The 17,564-nt window shown below is 62.3% G+C and carries 15 protein-coding genes and 1 pseudogene; 7 read left to right on the forward strand and 9 right to left on the reverse strand.

Annotated elements, in window-relative coordinates:
• Positions 1 to 86 precede the first annotated feature (86 nt).
• Genes ACX80Q_RS14825 through ACX80Q_RS14835 form a run of 3 tightly spaced genes read left to right on the forward strand, consistent with a single transcriptional unit; the run spans position 87 to position 2,667 of the window.
• Positions 87 to 1,061 (forward strand): metal ABC transporter substrate-binding protein, encoded by a 975-nt coding sequence (locus tag ACX80Q_RS14825; protein ID WP_459331303.1) that lies wholly within the window; start codon positions 87 to 89, stop codon positions 1,059 to 1,061.
• Entirely contained in the window at positions 1,058 to 1,801 is a 744-nt protein-coding gene (locus tag ACX80Q_RS14830; RefSeq protein WP_459331304.1) for a metal ABC transporter ATP-binding protein, read from the forward strand. Before ACX80Q_RS14825 ends, ACX80Q_RS14830 begins: the two co-directional genes overlap by 4 nt.
• Positions 1,798 to 2,667, forward strand: a complete 870-nt coding sequence (locus ACX80Q_RS14835; RefSeq protein WP_459331305.1) for a metal ABC transporter permease — start codon at positions 1,798 to 1,800, stop codon at positions 2,665 to 2,667. Before ACX80Q_RS14830 ends, ACX80Q_RS14835 begins: the two co-directional genes overlap by 4 nt.
• 23 nt (positions 2,668 to 2,690) lie before the next feature.
• Here the strand turns inward: ACX80Q_RS14835 and ACX80Q_RS14840 are convergent.
• Positions 2,691 to 3,204 (reverse strand): annotated as a pseudogene (locus ACX80Q_RS14840) (NADPH-dependent FMN reductase).
• A 393-nt stretch (positions 3,205 to 3,597) separates the two neighbouring features.
• Between ACX80Q_RS14840 and ACX80Q_RS14845 the strand changes: the two are divergent.
• From ACX80Q_RS14845 to ACX80Q_RS14860, 4 genes are read left to right on the forward strand one after another with little or no spacing between them, the layout of a single operon-like run.
• Positions 3,598 to 4,917 carry a hypothetical protein gene (locus ACX80Q_RS14845; protein WP_459331306.1) on the forward strand — a complete coding sequence of 440 codons (1,320 nt, stop codon included), beginning with the start codon at positions 3,598 to 3,600 and terminating at the stop codon, positions 4,915 to 4,917.
• Between the two features lie 21 nt (positions 4,918 to 4,938).
• Positions 4,939 to 5,955, forward strand: a complete 1,017-nt coding sequence (locus ACX80Q_RS14850; protein ID WP_459331307.1) for a phosphoribosylaminoimidazolesuccinocarboxamide synthase — start codon at positions 4,939 to 4,941, stop codon at positions 5,953 to 5,955.
• Positions 5,952 to 6,260 carry an AbrB/MazE/SpoVT family DNA-binding domain-containing protein gene (locus ACX80Q_RS14855; RefSeq protein ID WP_459331308.1) on the forward strand — a complete coding sequence of 103 codons (309 nt, stop codon included), beginning with the start codon at positions 5,952 to 5,954 and terminating at the stop codon, positions 6,258 to 6,260. Before ACX80Q_RS14850 ends, ACX80Q_RS14855 begins: the two co-directional genes overlap by 4 nt.
• Positions 6,251 to 6,856, forward strand: a complete 606-nt coding sequence (locus ACX80Q_RS14860; RefSeq protein WP_459331309.1) for a hypothetical protein — start codon at positions 6,251 to 6,253, stop codon at positions 6,854 to 6,856. Before ACX80Q_RS14855 ends, ACX80Q_RS14860 begins: the two co-directional genes overlap by 10 nt.
• Before the next feature lie 73 nt (positions 6,857 to 6,929).
• On the opposite strand, the gene ACX80Q_RS14865 is transcribed toward ACX80Q_RS14860, so the two are convergent.
• From ACX80Q_RS14865 to ACX80Q_RS14900, 8 genes are all read right to left on the reverse strand, one after another.
• Positions 6,930 to 9,977: a family 20 glycosylhydrolase gene (locus tag ACX80Q_RS14865; protein ID WP_459331310.1), complete on the reverse strand. Its 3,048-nt coding sequence runs from the start codon at positions 9,975 to 9,977 to the stop codon at positions 6,930 to 6,932.
• A 56-nt stretch (positions 9,978 to 10,033) separates the two neighbouring features.
• On the reverse strand, positions 10,034 to 11,548 hold the full coding sequence (locus tag ACX80Q_RS14870) for a sulfatase-like hydrolase/transferase (RefSeq protein ID WP_459331311.1): 1,515 nt from the start codon (positions 11,546 to 11,548) through the stop codon (positions 10,034 to 10,036).
• Between the two features lie 6 nt (positions 11,549 to 11,554).
• Complete coding sequence (locus ACX80Q_RS14875; RefSeq protein WP_459331312.1) at positions 11,555 to 12,577, reverse strand: aliphatic sulfonate ABC transporter substrate-binding protein; 1,023 nt, start codon at positions 12,575 to 12,577, stop codon at positions 11,555 to 11,557.
• Positions 12,578 to 12,646: 69 nt separating this feature from the next.
• Positions 12,647 to 13,444 (reverse strand): ABC transporter ATP-binding protein, encoded by a 798-nt coding sequence (locus ACX80Q_RS14880; protein WP_459331313.1) that lies wholly within the window; start codon positions 13,442 to 13,444, stop codon positions 12,647 to 12,649.
• 9 nt (positions 13,445 to 13,453) lie between these two features.
• A complete protein-coding gene (locus ACX80Q_RS14885; protein ID WP_459331314.1) occupies positions 13,454 to 14,344 on the reverse strand; it encodes an ABC transporter permease in 891 nt (296 codons plus the stop codon).
• A 212-nt stretch (positions 14,345 to 14,556) separates the two neighbouring features.
• The gene (locus tag ACX80Q_RS14890; protein ID WP_459331315.1) at positions 14,557 to 15,723 is read right to left on the reverse strand and encodes an ROK family protein; all 1,167 of its coding nucleotides are present in this window, start codon (positions 15,721 to 15,723) and stop codon (positions 14,557 to 14,559) included.
• A gap of 114 nt (positions 15,724 to 15,837) precedes the next feature.
• On the reverse strand, positions 15,838 to 16,452 hold the full coding sequence (locus tag ACX80Q_RS14895; protein WP_459331316.1) for a phosphoribosylanthranilate isomerase: 615 nt from the start codon (positions 16,450 to 16,452) through the stop codon (positions 15,838 to 15,840).
• An 87-nt stretch (positions 16,453 to 16,539) separates the two neighbouring features.
• On the reverse strand, positions 16,540 to 17,352 hold the full coding sequence (locus ACX80Q_RS14900) for a metal-dependent hydrolase (RefSeq protein ID WP_459331317.1): 813 nt from the start codon (positions 17,350 to 17,352) through the stop codon (positions 16,540 to 16,542).
• Positions 17,353 to 17,564: the final 212 nt, after the last annotated feature.

A 17,564-nucleotide genomic window follows, 5' to 3' on the forward strand; every position in this document is an offset into this window, starting at 1 on the left:
CATGGGCAGTGCCGGGGACGCCCCCCGACATTTGTTGCGGCCGCCCGACATTTGGAATTTCGGTGTACCTAAACTATGGTCATTCCATGGCATTATTTACCTCCACGCGACCTCAATTCCTCCGGCGTGCGCTGGCGGCCGGAGCCGCCCTTCTCGCAGTGAGCCTCACAGCATGCGGGCCTGCTGGTCTGCCCGGTAGCGGTGCGCAGGATGACCGCCCCGTGGTGCTGACAACCTTCACAGTTCTGGCAGACATTGCCCAGAATGTGGCCGGAGACAAGCTCCGCGTGGAATCCATCACCAAGGTCGGGGCGGAGATTCATGGCTACGAGCCCACCCCGGCGGACATCCGCAAGGCCAGCAAGGCGGATCTGATCCTGGACAACGGCATGGGGCTGGAAGCATGGTTTGCGCAATTTGTGCAGGATGTGAAGGCGCCGCATGCTGTGGTGAGTGACGGTGTTGAGTCCATCAACATCTCGGAGGACGCCTACAAAGACAAGCCAAACCCGCACGCCTGGATGTCGCCGTCGAACGTGCAGATCTATGTCAACAACATGGTGGCGGCCTTTGCCAAACTGGATCCCGCCAATGCCGATTTCTATGCGGGCAACGGAGCCAGCTACAACGCGAAGCTTCAGGGGGTTCAGGATGCCTTGGTGGCCGATCTTGCGGTCCTGCCGGACAACCAGCGCGCCCTGGTCAGCTGTGAAGGCGCCTTTTCCTACCTGGCCCGCGATGCCGGACTGAGCGAAAAATACATCTGGGCCGTCAACGCAGAACAGCAGGCCACACCCCAGCAGATCTCCGGTGTCATTGAGTTTGTCCGGAGCAACAAGGTTCCGGCAGTGTTTTGTGAATCAACGGTGTCCGCGGCCCCCATGGAGCAGGTCGTGGAGGCCACCGACGCCAGCTTCGGAGGCACGCTGTACGTTGACTCACTGTCCGAGCCCGACGGCCCCGTGCCCACCTACCTGGACTTGATTCGGCATGACGCCCAGGTCATCACCACCGCCCTCACCGGCGCACCCGCAGGCACCCAGTCAGGAGGAACATCATGAGCGCCGCCATTGATGTACGGGCCGTTACCGTCCACTACGGGGACGTGCTGGCGCTGGATCAGGCCACCCTGAGCTTGGAGAAGGGGCGGATTTGCGGTCTGGTGGGCATGAACGGTTCGGGGAAATCAACCTTGTTCAAGGCCATCATGGGCTTGGTGAAGCCCGACGCCGGCACCGTCACCATCGACGGCGCCACGCCCGCGAAAGCCCGCCGGTCCGGCGTGGTCAGCTATGTTCCGCAGAGCGAGGATGTGGACTGGCAGTTCCCACTCTCGGTGCAGGACGTTGTCATGATGGGCAGGTATGGGCACATGGGCCCCAGCCGGCGTCCACGCAAGGCGGACAAGCTGGCCGTGGCCCAGGCATTGGACCGTGTTGAGCTCTCCAAGTACGCGCACCGCCAGATTGGCCAGCTGTCCGGCGGCCAGAAGAAGCGCGCGTTCGTGGCCCGCGGAATTGCCCAGGAGGCAACCACCCTGCTGCTCGATGAGCCGTTTGCCGGTGTGGACAAACGCTCGGAGGCCACCATCTGTGAGCTCTTGCGGCAACTGGCACGGGACGGTGCCACCATTCTTGTCTCCACCCACGACCTTCATGCTCTGCCGGATTTGGCCGATGAGGCCGTGCTGCTCATGCACAGGGTCCTGCTGTATGGCACGCCCAACGACGTTCTGCAGCCAGAAAACCTGGCGCTTGCCTTTGGCCTGGACGTGGCACCCCGAAGTGAGAGCACACCATGACCATCTTTGACTTCCTGCTGGAACCCTTCGACTACGTTTTCATGCAGCGGGCACTGGCCGTGACGGTCATTGCTGCCGTGGTTTGCGCCGTCCTGTCCTGCTGGCTGGTGCTCATTGGCTGGTCGCTCATGGGCGACGCCGTCTCGCACGCAGTCCTCCCGGGGGTTGTCCTGGCCTACATTGTTGGCGCGCCTTTCGCCGTGGGGGCCGTGATCTTCGGCTTCTTGGCTGTAGCGCTGATCGGCGCCGTGCGGGACACCAGCCGGGTCAAGGAGGATGCGGCCATTGGCATTGTTTTCACCACGCTCTTTGCCCTGGGGCTGGTGCTGATTTCCGTCACACCCAGCCAAACCGACCTCAGTCACATTATCTTCGGCAATCTGCTGGGGCTCAGTCACTCGGACCTCATCCAGGTGCTGGTGCTGGGAGCCATCACCTTGGCCATCCTTGTCATCAAGCGCCGGGACTTCACCCTGTACGCGTTCGACCCCACCCACGCCCACGCGATCGGCCTGAACCCGCGCATGCTCGGAGCCTTCCTGCTGGGGCTGCTTGCGCTGACCTCTGTGGTGGCACTGCAGGCGGTGGGGGTGGTGCTGGTGGTGGCCATGCTGATCATTCCGGGGGCCACGGCCTACCTGCTCACCGACCGCTTTGGCCGCATGCTGATCCTGGCACCCACCATCTCGGCGGCCTGCGCCGTGGTGGGCCTCTACGCCAGCTACTACCTTGACGCCGCTTCCGGGGGCATGGTGGTCCTAACCCAGGGAGCCGCCTTTACCCTGGTGTATCTGTTCAGCCCGCGCCATGGCCTGCTGGTCACCCGCGTCAAAGCAGTACGACGCCGGAAGCTGGCTGCCGTCTAAGCCGCGCCTGCGGGTCAGACCCCTTAGATGGTGATCTTTTGCGCGCCAACCACCTTGACCACAAAAATGTGGAACTCCTGCAGCCAGTGACGCAGGAAATCCTCGGTGCTCTGAACCGTTACGCTACCGTCATCGTCAATCAGACCTTCAGTGAAGTGGATGTAGCACTCCGGGTAGGCCAGTTCGGGCGAATTCACAAACGACAGGATGCTGCGCAGGTGTTGTTGGGCCACGGCCGTGCTGATGTGTCCGGGGGAGGTGCCGGTCACGGCGGAGGGCTTCTTGGCAAAAGAGTTGGAGCCCCAGGGCCGCGATCCCCAGTCGATGGCGTTCCTCAATGCGCCCGGAATGCTGCGGTTGCACTCCGGAGTCACAAAGATGATCGCATCCGCGGCTGTACAGCGGCAGCTTGCCCAGGGGAATGTCCACGAGCTTGAGCTCAGGCGGCGCCAGTTTCACTAATGCTTTGGCCAGCTTCCTGTTGATGGAATCCGATGCCAAGCTGCCAACAAAAACGCCCACTGTGTAGCTCATCAGCCGCCCTTCCATGGAAACTGTGCCGGGCACCTGCCCGCAGCTTTCAATGTAGCCCTCCGAGACCGCCGCGTCCATGCTTTGCGGCGCTCTGCGGCGGACCCCGGAATCAGTCTGGTGCACGTGGCCCAGCCCGCCATGCCGGCCTGGCCTTACGCCTTGGGCCCATCTCGTAACGACCGTGAAACCTGGGTAAGCCGCACCGATCTGCGGGTGCAGGGCTACCGATACCGGCATGACCGCATCTCGCCCGCGGGACAGCTATTGCCGGTGTTTTCCACTGTCCGTTTGGCCAATTGACACCCGCTGGGGGCGGGCGGAACATTGGGGTAACAATGGCGAGGCGGTAGTGGGGCGCTGGGGAGCGATGGGCCGCCTGGGGGGCAGGGGGCTGTGATGTCTGCTGGATTGGCAGATGTAGTTCCGGGAGCGGTGCGCGAGGTGATCGCCGTCGACAGGCCTCCAACGTGGCGGGGGACACCCTTCCGTGTCTCCTACATCTACACCGACCGTGAAGTTTCCGGCGCCGAACTCCTGGACATCCACCGTTGGGCGGCAGGGGAACACCTGGAAAGCCCCCGCGTCATTTCACCGTTCTCACTGCAGTGGGCTTCAGTTTTTCACCCCCGTTTCTACCGGGCGGCTGTCCGTTCCGGGGTCTCCGCCGGGTACCCGATGGCACCCGTGCAGGGGCAGTTCGACGATTCCGCCCTGCAGCGGCTGTGGCTGGAATCGGTGATGTTCCTGGCGTCGGTGACGCTTTCCGCCGCCGTGGTCCAATCCCGTTACAGTTCCGGAACCCTGGCCAGCAAGTACGACAGACTCTGGCAGGCAGGCAAGTATGCTTCCATGGGGTTGATTCCCGGCCTATCAGGCGAATCCCTCATGGATGAGGTGCAGTCCATGGCGCATGCCTCCGATCACTCGGATCTGGACAGGCTCCTGGCCATCCGCCGCTGTTTTGAGGAAATCATCAATCATCTGGACGGTCCGCGGTCTGTCTCCGAAGTTCGCCTGTCCCACGGCCACGTCCCTTTGGAACTGCGGCCGCGGTTCGCTTTCATGGATGATCTCAGGGACATGATCGGCTCCGACCTTGAGTGCGTGGTGGTCTACGGTTCCAGCATCAACAGCCACAACTTTGCCGACTACGACATGGTCCTGGTGGTCAAACATCCGGAAACCGTTCTACGGAAACTTCATGGCACCTCGCCCAGCTTTGCCGGCAAGGAACTAAACGTTGGCATCTACTCCGCTGAGGAACTCTGGCGCATGCAGTGCCTCTCGGGAGACAACCTGGCCGGCTACGGCCTCTGCATCTACGGCGAGACCCGGGTGCCGGCCAAAGCCGTACCTGACTTGATGATGCGCAACCTCAGCTTTGGCATGGTCCGGCAACGCCAGCAGCTGGGGATGGTGGGCGCTGCCATGGCACATCAGCCGAACTCAGGCGATGACCTGCACAACCTTTTTGAGTACTTTGTGAAGATTCCTGCCAACATCGCCAAGGGAACCTTTGGTGCCATGGAGCAGCGGCTCACCAAGAACCAGGTCCACGAGTGGCTGGAGCAGGTCTGCGGCTTCCGGACCCCGCAGATGCAGCGGCTGGTCAGGGGCGGCGACCCCGGGCTGGCACTTGCGGAATCTGCCGTGGCAACGGGAGCAACTCTTCGCGCCCTGAACGATCGTTTTAGCATTGTCCGTCAGCAAGCGTGAACTGAGACAAGGAGTTCCCCCATGCCCACATCAACACTCCGCCGGAGCCCGGCCGCCAGCCTCATCCTGGATCAATGCCGTGACCTGGGACTGGAGGTGGAGCTGCTGTCCGCCACACCCTCCCAGGTGGTCCTGAGCGGGCCCAGCAGCGAGGAGTTGCGGGTGGATCTAAACCACCCACGGCACTCCTTCATGGACCAGATCCTGCAGCAAATCACGTTTGATTTCGTGGCGCTGCCACTGCTGGTGCTTGGCGACAGCAAGGAAATCCGCCTGCTGACCCCCAAGATTGCCTTGGCCAGGCTCTTGCCCACCTTGTACTCGTTCACCAACAACAGGTACGGGGTGGTGGAGGGAACCGAGGAAATCCGGGCCAGGTTCTCGGCCGAAATTTTCCGGGCCATGGCGTTGTCGCCGGGCCCCTACACCCTCTCCTCGGCCTTCTTGGCCCTGGTGGAATCACCGGTGGGACCACTGCTGGCTGAACGCCGGGTGGAGGTGTGCAATCTTGAGACTCGCGTCAAGCGTTACCATATTGGCTCGCCGATCCACAGGTATCTTTTCACCGAGGAGCACCCAACGGCAGTGGGTCCGGCCTTGCAGCGCTGGGACCGTTTCGCCGAGCCCATTGTCTGTTTCGACTGGCGGCACCCCCTGACCGACCGTGAAGGCAACCGCCTGGCCGACGAACCGCTGCCGGACGACTACGCCGCGCTGTGGACCAATGACGTCAACCGGGCCAAACGCCTAGCCCGGGACACTTTTGGCTGGTTGGAAGACTTCTTCACGGCCGGCGGACTGAAGCTCATCGACATCTGCTTCTTTATCGACCAAAGCAGCGGCACCATCTACGGGGAGATCAGCCCAGACTGCATGCGCGTCAGAACACATGCCGCCGATGACGCGGACGCTCTCGACAAGGATCAGTGGCGAAGCGGCGGCGGCCCGGATTTGATCCTGGAACGCTACGCACGGCTGCACTCGATCCTTTTTGGGCCATCCATCAACCACCAAGTCACAAAGGAGATTCCGTCATGAGCACGCTAACCATCAAGAACACCCGAACCAAGGTGTCACCCGGGGGAGTCATCACCCTGCCGGTCTCAGCACGCAAGACCCTGGGAATGACACCCAAGACCGGCTCCCGGGTGACGGTTTCCGTCAAGGGCAACACTGTGTTGCTGGCACCTGCAACGGCCGACGGCGGATTCCGGGTTTCGCCGAGTGGCCAAATGGAGGTGCGTGGAGACGCCCTGAAGGTGCTCGAAGGAGGCAAGGAACGCCATTTCTACTTCGAATTGGACGACGAGTCACACACAGTCGCCCTGCACCCATGGGAGTAGTTGATGGGCAGGGCTTGCGTGGCGTGGTGGGCATCGACGGACACGACGGCACGGGCAAGACCACCCTTGCCAAGAATGTTGCTGAACGGCTGGGCATGTCCTACCTGCGGCCCTTTGGGGGGAGCCGTGGGCAGGAACTGACCCGAGCCAGCGAGTCGGGAGACACTGCTGAGGTGCTCCGCATTGGCGCTTCAGCGCTGGAACATGCCCTCCAATCCGCAGACGGCACCGGTGCCATCCTCCTGGACAGGTCATGGATGACGGTGGCTTCCTTAGTGGATGACGACGAATTCCGGGAGCATTGGACGTTGTGGATCCCCACCATTTTGTGCTGGGCGGATCTTCCCACCACGCTGTCCAGACTGGCGCAACGTGACGAGCCCGAAGAATCCCTGGCTGCACATCGCCACTACATTGCGCGGTACAAGGCACTCGCGGAAGCCAACGGGTGCACCGTGGTGGACACCTCCCATGCCAGCGAGGAAGACTCCACAGCTGAAATGGCCTTGGCAGTTACCGCCTTGTTGGAAAAAACAGAGAAGCGGAGCATTTCGCACCCGTACCGCAGGACGCAGCTGCGGAATCGTCCTCAGTGACTTTGGGACGGCACCGGAAGGATTTCCGGTGCCGGCCCAAAGGACAAGCCAACTGCTTACTTACAGCTTGCTGTTAGTGGTTTGCCGTCCTGCGACGGTTCATCACGAACACTGCCCCACCTGCTAGGAGCAGCAACACTGCGAGTCCGCCCAACACGGTGGCGTTGGCACCGGTGTTCGCCAAATCATCGGCCGCCGGGGTGGTGGTTGCAGTGCTTGCGGGGCTGGTGCCCGGCGTGGTGGTGGGCGTGGTGACCGCGGCCGTAATAGTCAGCCCGGTACGGAGCTGGCGGGCCTGCCCGTCAACACCCACACCATCAATCACAATGCTGTGTTGGCCCACCGCCACACCGGCCGGCAAGGACACGCTCAAGACAGCAATTCCCTGGGCATCCACCGTGGCGGTGCCCAAGTTCACGGGTGTGGAGTGCAGGGTGAAGGTGGCACTCGTGCCCGGCTTGAAGCCCTTGCCCGTGATGGTGAGCTTGCCACCGGCAGCAACGCTGTCCGCACTCAAGCCAATGCCACCGGCCGGAGCCGACGCACTCGGCGACACCGACGGGGTTGCGCTTGGCGTCACCGAGGGCGTAGCCGACGCTGACGGGGTGACTGAAGGCGTTGCGCTCGGCGTTGCGGGCGACGTGGTTGCGGGTGCCGTTGTCGGTGGAACCACTGCAGCGATGGCCACCGAGCCAAATCCGGTCAGGGTCCCGGTGGCGCCCTGAACACTCACAATGGGGGCCCCAGCGGCAAGTCCCGTGGGGATGACCAACGGTGCCTCGCCTGCGGCATTGCTGCGAATCCACTCACCGCTCACGGTACGGGGGTTGATCCCGGCGCCGTGAACTGTTGCGAGGAGCCAGGTGTCTGCGGGCAGGTTCTTCAGGGTGACATATTCGCCGCCGTTGAACTCGGTTCCTGGAATAGCCAAGTTGACGGGTGAGGTGGCCGGCAAAGTCGCCGGATCCACAACGGCCGGTTTGGCTGCGGGGGCCGCTGGAGCAGTGCTCCAGTTGATGCCGGCTGTCTTGAAGTGAGTCAAGTCTTGGAGGGCCATGCGCCCGCCAAGAGTGCTGGCACGTTTGCTGAAGTCGGTGTACTTGCGACTGGCCTGGGGTGACCAGGCAACCTCGGCCGTGGCCAAGGTGCGCGGGTATTGGTAAGTTTCGGTTTGTTCCATGCCGCGGATCCATTCGCCCCACTGCACGGTTTCCACGCCCAGCACACGGTCGTCGCCAACACCGGGCAGGTAGGTACCCGGATCCCAGTCATAGTGGTTTTGCAGGGTGCAACCACCACCACCGCAGGCCCAGGTGCCGCCGGCAGTCTGGCTGGCGTCCTGCTTCTGTGGGATGTAGGTCTTCTCTGCGGGGGAGAGGATCGCCTTGAGGTTGTTCGCAAGGATCTTATTCGCTGTGGTCTGCCTGTTCCCGGACCAGAACTGCACAATGGAGCCGGCAGGCAGATTGGCCGAGGTGAATTCGTTCCAGCCGATGACCTGCTTGTTCAGGTCCGTGACCTGCTTGGTGAACTTGTCCACCATGGTCACGTATTTGTCGTGTGGGGTGACGTGCGATTCGTCGCCACCGATATGCACGTAGGGGCCGGGAGTCATGGCGGCAAGCTGCGTCAGGACCTCCTTGGTGAACTCGTACGTGGCGGCGTTGTCGGCGTCGAAGGTGGAGGCGCCGACGTTCCCGGATCCCTGGTGCGGGGCAGTGGTCTGTCCCGCCAGCGGCTTGGGCGCGGACCCTGCCGAATTCAGCTGCGGAATGGCGTGGAGGGCGGCGGTGCTGTGCCCGGGGATGTCGATCTCCGGAACCACGACCATGCCGTTCTCACCGGCGTAGCGGACAATCTCCTTGTAATCTGCCTTGGTGTAGAACCCCGTGTGGCCCAGCTCGGTGCCCTGAAGAACTCCGGCGTCGTTGTAGGTCATGGCGGTTTTGCCGGAGATGTCCGTCAGGTCTGTGTACTTGATTCCGGCAGGGTTGACTGCCGGCTGGTCCATGGCAATCCGCCAACCCTGGTCATCGGTGAGGTGCAGGTGCAGCTTGTTGTATTTAAACTGGGCTGCGTTGTCGATGTGCTCCTTCATCTCATCCACTGTGTAGAAGGAGCGAGCCACATCGATCTGGATGCCGCGGTAGTCGTAGCGTGGGTAGTCACTGATGACCACTCCGCCCACAGTCCATGGGGTGTTGACAACAATGTCCGATTCAATCCACTGCGGGAACAACTGGCGCAAGGTTTGCACGCCGTTCAACGCGCCGGCTGCGGTATTGGCCGCCACCTTGACTCCGTTTGCATCTGCTTGGATGGTGTAGCTTTCCGGCTTGGCGTCGGAGCGCTCGGGCGCCACGGTGAAGGATACGTCTGCGGCGGTGGCGGTTCCGGCCACCACAGGGAGTGCAAACCCTGTGCTCTTGCGAGCTTTTTGGGCGAAGTAGTTGGCCGCGTCAACAGCTGCTCCGGAGGCAATAATGCGACTGGACGGGGTCAACCGGAATGTTCCCGCCGCGGTCACGGCGGAGGCCACGGGCAACGGCACCAAGGACAGATTGTCTGGCACCACGGGCTGGGGCTTGTCATAGATCTCAAACTCGGAAATGGAGTAGCCGAACGTGGCCCACTGCTTGGCCAACATCACCCGTACGTATTTAACGTTGGCAGCACCCACCTGGATTTCGTCAATGCGTGCCGGGCCGGTGGTGCTGGTCACGGACTTGATATCGGTCCAGGTGGTGCCATCCGCCGAGGTCTGCAAGGTGAATTGACGTGCGGCGCCGGCGGGCCAGTTGATCTTCACATTGTCTACCGGGCCGCTGGCTGCCAGTTCCACCTGGAACCAGCCAGCGTCACCGGCTGATGAGGACCAGCGCGTGCCGGTATTGCCGTCCAGGGCGTTTGCGGCAACGTTGCCCGGGATGGCGGCCTCAACATTATGCGCGGTGGCGGTGCCTGTCCTGGCAATATTGGTGGGAGCTGCCTGCGTGGGCACCACAATCGGGGCTGCCTGGGCTTGCAGGGCTGTAAAGGCTGTAGGTAAGACAGCAGCAAACAGGCCGAGCGCGGCGGCGCAGGCGAGCCCGGCCGTCGTCGTTCTTCTAAGTGTTTTCAATCGATTTCTCGCTTTACTTCTCTTGGGACCGCAAGAGGCATCCGATTCGGGTGGTGCTACTGGGTGATGAAACGTTCGACGGCGGTCACTGGGCGTACGCGCTCGTCCGCGGGAATGTCACCGGCAAAGGCCAGCCACTGGGCAAACTTGTCGCCCCGTTCAACCAACTGGCGGTACATTTCCCGGCGCATGGCCGAAACTCGTTCCCGGTAGATGGGGACGTTGATGACGTTGTTCAGCTCATCGGGATCGGCCACCATGTCGTAGAACTCGTCAATGCCTTCTGGGTTGGCAATGTATTTCACGTCCTTGTTGCGCAGCATGCGCTGGGCGTACGGGAAGTGGTGGCCGTGGAATTCGCACAGGATATCCTCGCGCCAACCGTCAACCTCCGCGCCTGTGGCCAGCGGCAACAGGCTCCGTCCTTGAACGCCTGATGCGTCAGCGCCGGCGATCCAATGGAAGGTGGCGGTGAAGTCCAGCAGGCTGATGAAACGGTCTTCACGGCGCTCACTCTCGCCGGGGAGGGCCAGGATGGCGGGTATGCGGTAAATGTCCTCATACATGGCCGGGCCCTTGTCATTGAGCCGGTGGGCGCCGGTGAACTCGCCGTGGTCGGCGGTGAACATGACAGCCGTGTTATCGCTCAGGCCCAGCTCATCCAGCACGGCCAGGATGCGGCCCACCTCGTAGTCGATCATGGAGACATAGCCCCAGTACACAGCCGTGAGCTTCTTCCACTCATCCACAGTGAAGCAGTCGGTGGACCAGTATTCGGCGTAGGCCTGCTGAATGAGGGGCTTGCCCTGGAACGTTTCGGCAAAGGAGCCGGGCAGTTCCACCGTGGACGGGTCCACCATGTCGTACCACTGTTGCGGGATCAGGTACGGCAGGTGCGGGCCAAAAATGTGACAGGACAGGAAGAACGGTGTGCCGTCTTCCTCCTGCAACGCCCCGGCCGCGAATTCACGCAGTTTTGCGATGGTTTGATCCGCCAGAAACGCCTCAAAGGTGGCTTCCGTGGGCTGGTCCGTGACGCCGGCAATCAGGTGGCCCTGGCTGCCGTCGGCCCGTGTGGTGTACACGGGGGAGGAGATGCGGAAGTCCGGGTGGTCGTTGGCCTTGAGCCAGTCCTCATAACCCGGGTCATCGAACACGTTCAGGGCCCCGGGCAGGTGGATTCCCTCAAAACCGTAATGTTCCGGACCGCGGTCCTTGCCCACATGCCATTTGCCCACATGACCCAGCCGGTAGCCCTGGTCAATTAAGGCTGCGGAGAAGGTGGGCAACCCGTCGGGAAGTTCCTCCCGGTGCCCGGAGTTCCACTCATAGTTGGCCAACAAGCCATGCTCAAAGGGTTGCAAGCCTGTGAGCAGGCTGGCGCGCGCGGGGGTGCAGATGGCCGTGGGCGTGTAGGCCCGGTCAAACGTTGTCCCTCGTGCTGCGAGCCTGTCAAGGTTGGGTGTGTGCTGTGAGGTGTTGCCGTAGCATCCCAGAGTGTCGATACGTTGCTGGTCCGTCATCAGGAACAGCATGTTCTGGCGTTTGTTTTCAGGTATTGCGGACGTCATGGAGAGCTATACCTTGGGTGCGCTGACAAACAGTTCGGAGTTGTAGAACGTCTTGGGATCCACAACTTCCTTGATCTTCTCGGCCTTCTTGAACTGTTCCTGCAGGGCGTTCAGCCACGTGTAGATGGTGCCGTCGGAGGACAAGGTTTCAAGTTCCTTGGACGTGAACAGCTTGGCGACGCCGGCCTGGGCCTTCATGTCCTCTTCCTTGAGTTTGAGGAACTTTGCCGTCAAGGCGATGGTGGTGTCCTGGTTGGCGTGTCGGTAGTCATTGGCACTCTTGACCACGGAGATGAAACTGGCGGCCAACTGCTTGTCCTTGGCTGCACGTCCCGGTCCTGCGACGAAAGTGGACGGGAAGGTGAGCTGGTCAATGAAATCTTCGTTGGAGTACAGCTCCACCAGGTCCGGCTGGCCCTTCTTGGCGCTGTCGATCAGCGGGTACCAGAGGGCTGCGCCGTCCACCTGCTTGGAGGCGAAGGCGGCAACAATCGCCGGCGGCTCCATGGCTGTGATCTGGAAGTCTTCGCGGGTGAGGCCTTCCTTCTTCAAGGCCAGCGAGAACAACTGGTCTCCGGAGGTTCCTGCCGGGACAGCCACCTTCTTACCTTTCAAATCCGCCAGGGTCTTGAAACCGGGCTGGGCAATGATGCGGTCGGCGTTGGAGACGGAGTTCACGGCCCAGATCTCCGCCTTGCCCGACGCCGGCAGCCACAGTGCACCGGAGCCGATGTAGGCCACGTCGATGTTGTTGGTGCCCAGTGCTTGGATGGCCAGCGGGCCATTCGTGAAGGGAAGGTACTGTGGCTTCAGGCCTGCCTTGGCCCAGAATCCTTCCTGGTCGGCCACTGCCATCAGGGCTGCGCCGTTGTAGTCGGCGATGTAGCCAACTTTGATTTCCACCGCTTCCTTCGCGGCCGCGTTGGCGCCGGCGTCCTCTGTTTTTGCGCCACAGGCGGCAAGTAGCGAGATGGCTGCTGCGCCCATGGAGAGTTGCAGGACATTGCGGCGGGAAATGGTTGAAGACATGGTTACTCCTGGAGAGGTGTTGCCCGTCTCGGGGCAGGGGTAGGGGGGTGATAATGCGGGAAGGCTGTTCTACTGGTGGGCTTCTGCCACACCGGGCTGGTGGTAGACGGCTTCCCAGACTTGGGCGCGGAGGCGGGCGAACTCATCGCTGAGCCGCATTTCTTCCGTGCGCGGGTAGGGCAGGTCGATCTTGATCTCCTTGAAGATGCGTCCGGGCCGGGCTGCCATCACAATCACGCGGGAGGCCAGGAACACTGACTCGTCCACGTCATGGGTGACGAACATGACTGTGCGCCGTTCCTTGGTCCAGGTCTCCATTAGCTGTTCCTGCATGTGGACGCGGGTCAGGGCATCGAGGGCGCCGAAGGGCTCGTCCATGAGCAGGATTTCCGGGTTCACGGCGTAGGCACGGGCGATGGCGCAGCGCTGCTTCATGCCGCCGGAGAGTTCCTTGGGCAGGGCGTCGGCGAAGCGGGTCAGGCCCACCAGTTCCAGGTAGTGGTCCACAATGACGCGGCGCTCCTTGGCCGGAACCTTTTTCAGTTCCAGGCCGAACTCCACGTTCTTGCGGACAGTGAGCCAGGGGAATAGTGCGTATTGCTGGAAGATGACGCCTGTGCGGGTGCTGGGTCCGTCCACCTCGCGGTCATCAACCATGACCCGGCCACTACTGGGTTCCAGCAGGCCGGCGGCGGCATTGAGCATGGTGGATTTTCCGCAGCCGGAGGGGCCCACCACGGTGACGAATTCGCCGTCGGCTATGTCGAGGTTGACGCCATTCAAGGCGGTGAAGGTGCTCCCCGAGAGGGTGAACTCCTTGCGCAGGCTTTCAAAGCGGATCATGGCTTGTTGAGTTGAGGTTGTCATGGGAGGTCCTTAGCGGCGTTCTTGCCAGCGGGTCAGATGGGCTTCGATCATGAGCAGTAGGCGGTCCATGAGCAGGCCCAGGATGCCAATGACAATGACATTGACCAGGATGGTGGGCATGTCGTAGAACTGCTGGGCCTGTTGCATGCGCATGCCCAGGCCGTTGGGGGCCGCTATGAGCTCAGCGGCAACCACTGTGGCCCAGCCGGCGCCGAGACCGATGCGCATGCCCACCAGGATGAACGGCGAGGAGGCGGGGACCACTACGCGGCGGAAGATGACCCAGCTGTTGGCGCCCAGCACACGGGCCGCGTTGATGAGTGTCTTGTCCACACTGACAACACCCTGGTAGGTGGAGATGACGCAGGAGAGGAAAGCCGCGAGGAAGATGACGAAGATCTTGGGTGTTTCACCGATGCCCATGGTGACCATGACCAGGGGGAGAAGGGCGAGCGGGGGGATGGTGCGGAAGAACTGCACCCACGGCTCAATGATGGCCCGGCCCACCTGATACCAGCCCATCAAGAAGCCCACGGGAATGGCCAGCAGCGAACCGATCAGGAAACCACTGAGCACGCGGGCCAGGGACGCTCCGGTGTCTTCGGCGAGTGTGCCGTCGGCTAGCACCTCTCCTGCGCGGAGCAGTACTTCCCCTGGGCCCGGCAGGCCAACAATTCCGGCGGTGGAGAACAGTGCCCATGCGCCAAGACCGGCTGCAACCGACACGAAGTTGATGCCCAGCAGTGACTTGCGGCTGAGCTTGCCGGGGCCAGTTGTGGACTTCTTGTTGGCCGGCCTTTCTGCTGGTGTGGGGGACTCAAGCGGCGCTTGACCATGTGCGCGGTGCTCTCTGCGGGCGGTGGGGTCCGCCACGGAGCTGAAGGTATCTTTCGGTGCCATGGATAAAACTTATGGCACGGATCACATCATGTCAAGGCTCTTTACATAAGTAGGCTTTACGTTAAGTTTTATGCCATTTCCGCTACGTTTTCGGCAGGACGGCGCCCTCTAGCTTGGCGTCGTTGAGGCGCGTCCCATACATCATCCCGGGCAGCAGTCGATGGGACAGCTGCGTGGGGTGCATGTTGTGTTGGGTGTTCGCCGGCAGGGCCCTAGCCCAGGGTTGCCATGGCCCAATGCTTAAGTGCCATTTGGGCTGCGCCGTCGCTGCCCGCCGTGGGCGCGAAGGGGGTGGCCGTGATGGTGGTGGTGCGTGTCCCCAGTCCCAGGTGCTGTTCGGCCAGGGCGGCGCGGGTGGGCGCCAGGAGCGGTTCGCCAAATTGTGAGAGTTCCCCGGCAACTACCACGCGACTGGGGTCCAGCAGCACGCAGGCGCTGATGGTTGCCCGCGCCAGCAGTTCTCCGGCCCAAGACACAACATCAGTGGCGATGGGGTCTCCGGCTGCGGCGGCGTCGGCAATGGCGGCAATGGACTCGAAAGCCTGCCCACGATGTGCTGCTTCGGTGAGCACGCTGGCTTCGTTGAGGAAGCTCTCCAGGCAACCCTGACGCCCGCACCAGCAGTGGGGGCCGGTGAAGTCAACGCTAATATGCCCCATTTCACCGGCGATGCCGTTTCCGCCGCGCAAAGGCGTGCCATTGACCACCATGGCAGAGCTGACCCCGGCCGCCAGGACCACATAGAGGAGATCCTCACTGCTCGTGGCGTAGCTCAGGGCGGCGAGGCGGATGTTGTTGTCCCACAGCAGGGGGATGGGAAGAGCCGCACGCAGCGGAGCCAATGTGGCGCCGTCTGGATCCAGCTGGCGCTCATCGCCGTCGGAGAGGGAATGGGGGTTGGCGTGGCGGCTGGCAATGCCAACACCCATGCCTTTGGCCGACTCAGGGGTGATCTTGCCGGCCCGGATCATTTCGCGAAGCATGTCGGCGGCGAGCTGGACTTTTCCCTGCAAGCCAATGGATTCGGTGAGCTCCCAATGTTCATGGGCAACCGTTGAGCCGTCAAATCCTGCCACCGAGATGCTCAGGCGGCGGCGTCCCAGCTCGATTCCCACGGTGGCTCCTGCGCCGGGATTGAGTTGGAGTACCTTGGTGGGGCGGCCGTTTCGGGTGGCTCCTAGGCGTTCCTGGTCAATCTCGGTCAGGACGCCGCGGTGGCGCAGGTCCCCCACGATGGCGGAGAGTGTGGTGCGGGAAAGCTTGGTGTCGGTCTCCAGGTCGCGCCGGGTCCGGTGTCCGTGGGTCACCAGTGAATCCAAAACACGAAGCTCGTGCCGGCGCCGCACCGCCTGCAAAGCGCTGTCATCGGGTGTCAGCATGTCCGCCTCCTTCAACAAAGGTCCAATCAGCCAAGACGGCTTATGTAAAGTCTATTGTCTTATTGAGGCTGCCGAGGTTGCGCCACGCGCTTGTTTCAGCGAGGCAAGCCGGGCCTAGCTGACGCTGCGCGCAGCCCTGATGAAGTCGCGAATCAGGCTCGGGTCCTTCACACCGCGGCTGGATTCCACGCCGCTGGAGACATCCACACCATGGGGGCGCAGCGCCTGGGCGAGGGCCGCCACATTGCCCGGGTTGAGTCCGCCGGCCAGGAGCCAGAACCCCTGGGGTGCCCCCTGGGCCAGTTTGCTTCTGTCAAAAGTTTCGCCTGCGCCAGGTTCGACGGCGTCGAGCAAGATCCGCTCGGATTCCCACGCGAGCTTTTCCCGTGGACCCAGGGCATTGTAGGCATCCACCGAAAAAGCCCGCAAGGTGCGCAAGCCCTCCTGCTGCAGGAGCGTCACCTCCGCCAGTGGTTCATCCCCGTGCAGCTGGACGGTTGTCAGCCGCGCTTCACGGGCCGTTGCCAGGACCTCGTCAATGGATTGGTTGCGGAACACGCCCACCGTTTCAATACCCCGGGGGACGCGGTCAATCAGTTCGGCTGCGAGCGCGGCCGTGACCGTACGGGGGCTGCGGGGGGCGAAGATGAATCCCACGGCGTTGGCGCCGGACTCAACGGCGGCGGCAACTGTTTCGGCAGTTTGAAGGCCACAGATCTTGATGTACATCTTGGGGATTCTGTCCGTTCGTCTCAACATCGCTCCGGGTGGCACGCGCATGTGCGGGCCCCGTCTTCATGTTAACAGCCACGGCAGCTAGGGGAGGAAGACGGCGTCGGCGATGGCCCAGATGACGTAGCCGCTCACGGGGACAAGTACCAGCCATTCCCGCACTGATCCGGCATTGCCCAGCAGGGGTATGGCAATGTTTCCGCCGGGGCGCCAGATGTTCTTGAGCAGGGGAATTTTGCGCAGCATCCGGGGCGGCCTGATGCGCAGGGGCCACAGCAGGTTGCATCCGCCGGTGGTGAGCATGTCTCCAATGATGTGGATACTCACGCCCAGGGCCATGGAGAGAGGGAACCAATAGGGTTCCTGCGGGGCGAACAAGGTGACAAAGGTGCCCACGGCCAGCCCCACCACCCAGGGGAACTTTCGCATGGTGTCGGGAATGAACTTCAGTGACTTGGCAGCGAACGAGGCAAGGAGAACGGCCAGCAGGCCCGCACCCGGAAAAATGGTGCCAAAGCTGGCCAGCTCAACGGTCCACATTCCCGCCAACCAGGCTATCGCCACGAAGGATGCCAGTCCCAGGACGGAATGGGTGCCATGCCGGTGTCCGCCGGACATCTTGCCCACCTGAATGCACAGGATGTTGGAGACCGGTGGCAGTGAATGGGCTATGGTGGCGTGCCTGTGGTCGGCGTCGGGTACCAGCGCCGCCCCCGCCGTGACAAGCGCACCGGCCACCACAGCTGTGGGGGTGAGTTCAAGAAGCCCCATGCCCAGGGTGATGCGTTCAGGTGCCGCCGGCAGGACGTGGTGCAGTGCGCCCAGTCCTACGGTGAACTGTGTGGTCAACGCCAGCCATACGGCGGCGCCGCTGGCAGCGTGATGGGCTCCCATCATGGGGGCACGTCCTTACATACTCGGGTTCTGATGTTCTGATCCCGCAATACGTGGACAAAACCTGCTGATTCAAGCCTAGGGCCAGCCACCCACATCCACCCGTGGGCGCCACAGCGGCAGAACCATCTGTGGGGAGACTCATAAACACCCGTGTTCGAAACTATGTTCGAACACGTGTGTTGCCCGGTTCCTGCCCCAAAACCATTGACTCC

This window comes from Arthrobacter sp. HLT1-20, assembly GCF_054510895.1.

Excerpts from the sequence above, each read along its gene's own strand:
- ACX80Q_RS14825 (WP_459331303.1), top strand. The coding sequence starts at position 87 with ATGGCATTATTTACCTCCACGCGACCTCAATTCCTCCGGCGTGCGCTG.
- ACX80Q_RS14830 (WP_459331304.1), top strand. The coding sequence starts at position 1,058 with ATGAGCGCCGCCATTGATGTACGGGCCGTTACCGTCCACTACGGGGAC.
- ACX80Q_RS14835 (WP_459331305.1), top strand. The coding sequence starts at position 1,798 with ATGACCATCTTTGACTTCCTGCTGGAACCCTTCGACTACGTTTTCATG.
- ACX80Q_RS14845 (WP_459331306.1), top strand. The coding sequence starts at position 3,598 with ATGTCTGCTGGATTGGCAGATGTAGTTCCGGGAGCGGTGCGCGAGGTG.
- ACX80Q_RS14850 (WP_459331307.1), top strand. The coding sequence starts at position 4,939 with ATGCCCACATCAACACTCCGCCGGAGCCCGGCCGCCAGCCTCATCCTG.
- ACX80Q_RS14855 (WP_459331308.1), top strand. The coding sequence starts at position 5,952 with ATGAGCACGCTAACCATCAAGAACACCCGAACCAAGGTGTCACCCGGG.
- ACX80Q_RS14860 (WP_459331309.1), top strand. The coding sequence starts at position 6,251 with ATGGGAGTAGTTGATGGGCAGGGCTTGCGTGGCGTGGTGGGCATCGAC.
- ACX80Q_RS14870 (WP_459331311.1), bottom strand. The coding sequence starts at position 11,548 with ATGACGTCCGCAATACCTGAAAACAAACGCCAGAACATGCTGTTCCTG.
- ACX80Q_RS14875 (WP_459331312.1), bottom strand. The coding sequence starts at position 12,577 with ATGTCTTCAACCATTTCCCGCCGCAATGTCCTGCAACTCTCCATGGGC.
- ACX80Q_RS14880 (WP_459331313.1), bottom strand. The coding sequence starts at position 13,444 with ATGACAACCTCAACTCAACAAGCCATGATCCGCTTTGAAAGCCTGCGC.
- ACX80Q_RS14885 (WP_459331314.1), bottom strand. The coding sequence starts at position 14,344 with ATGGCACCGAAAGATACCTTCAGCTCCGTGGCGGACCCCACCGCCCGC.
- ACX80Q_RS14890 (WP_459331315.1), bottom strand. The coding sequence starts at position 15,723 with ATGCTGACACCCGATGACAGCGCTTTGCAGGCGGTGCGGCGCCGGCAC.
- ACX80Q_RS14895 (WP_459331316.1), bottom strand. The coding sequence starts at position 16,452 with ATGTACATCAAGATCTGTGGCCTTCAAACTGCCGAAACAGTTGCCGCC.
- ACX80Q_RS14900 (WP_459331317.1), bottom strand. The coding sequence starts at position 17,352 with ATGATGGGAGCCCATCACGCTGCCAGCGGCGCCGCCGTATGGCTGGCG.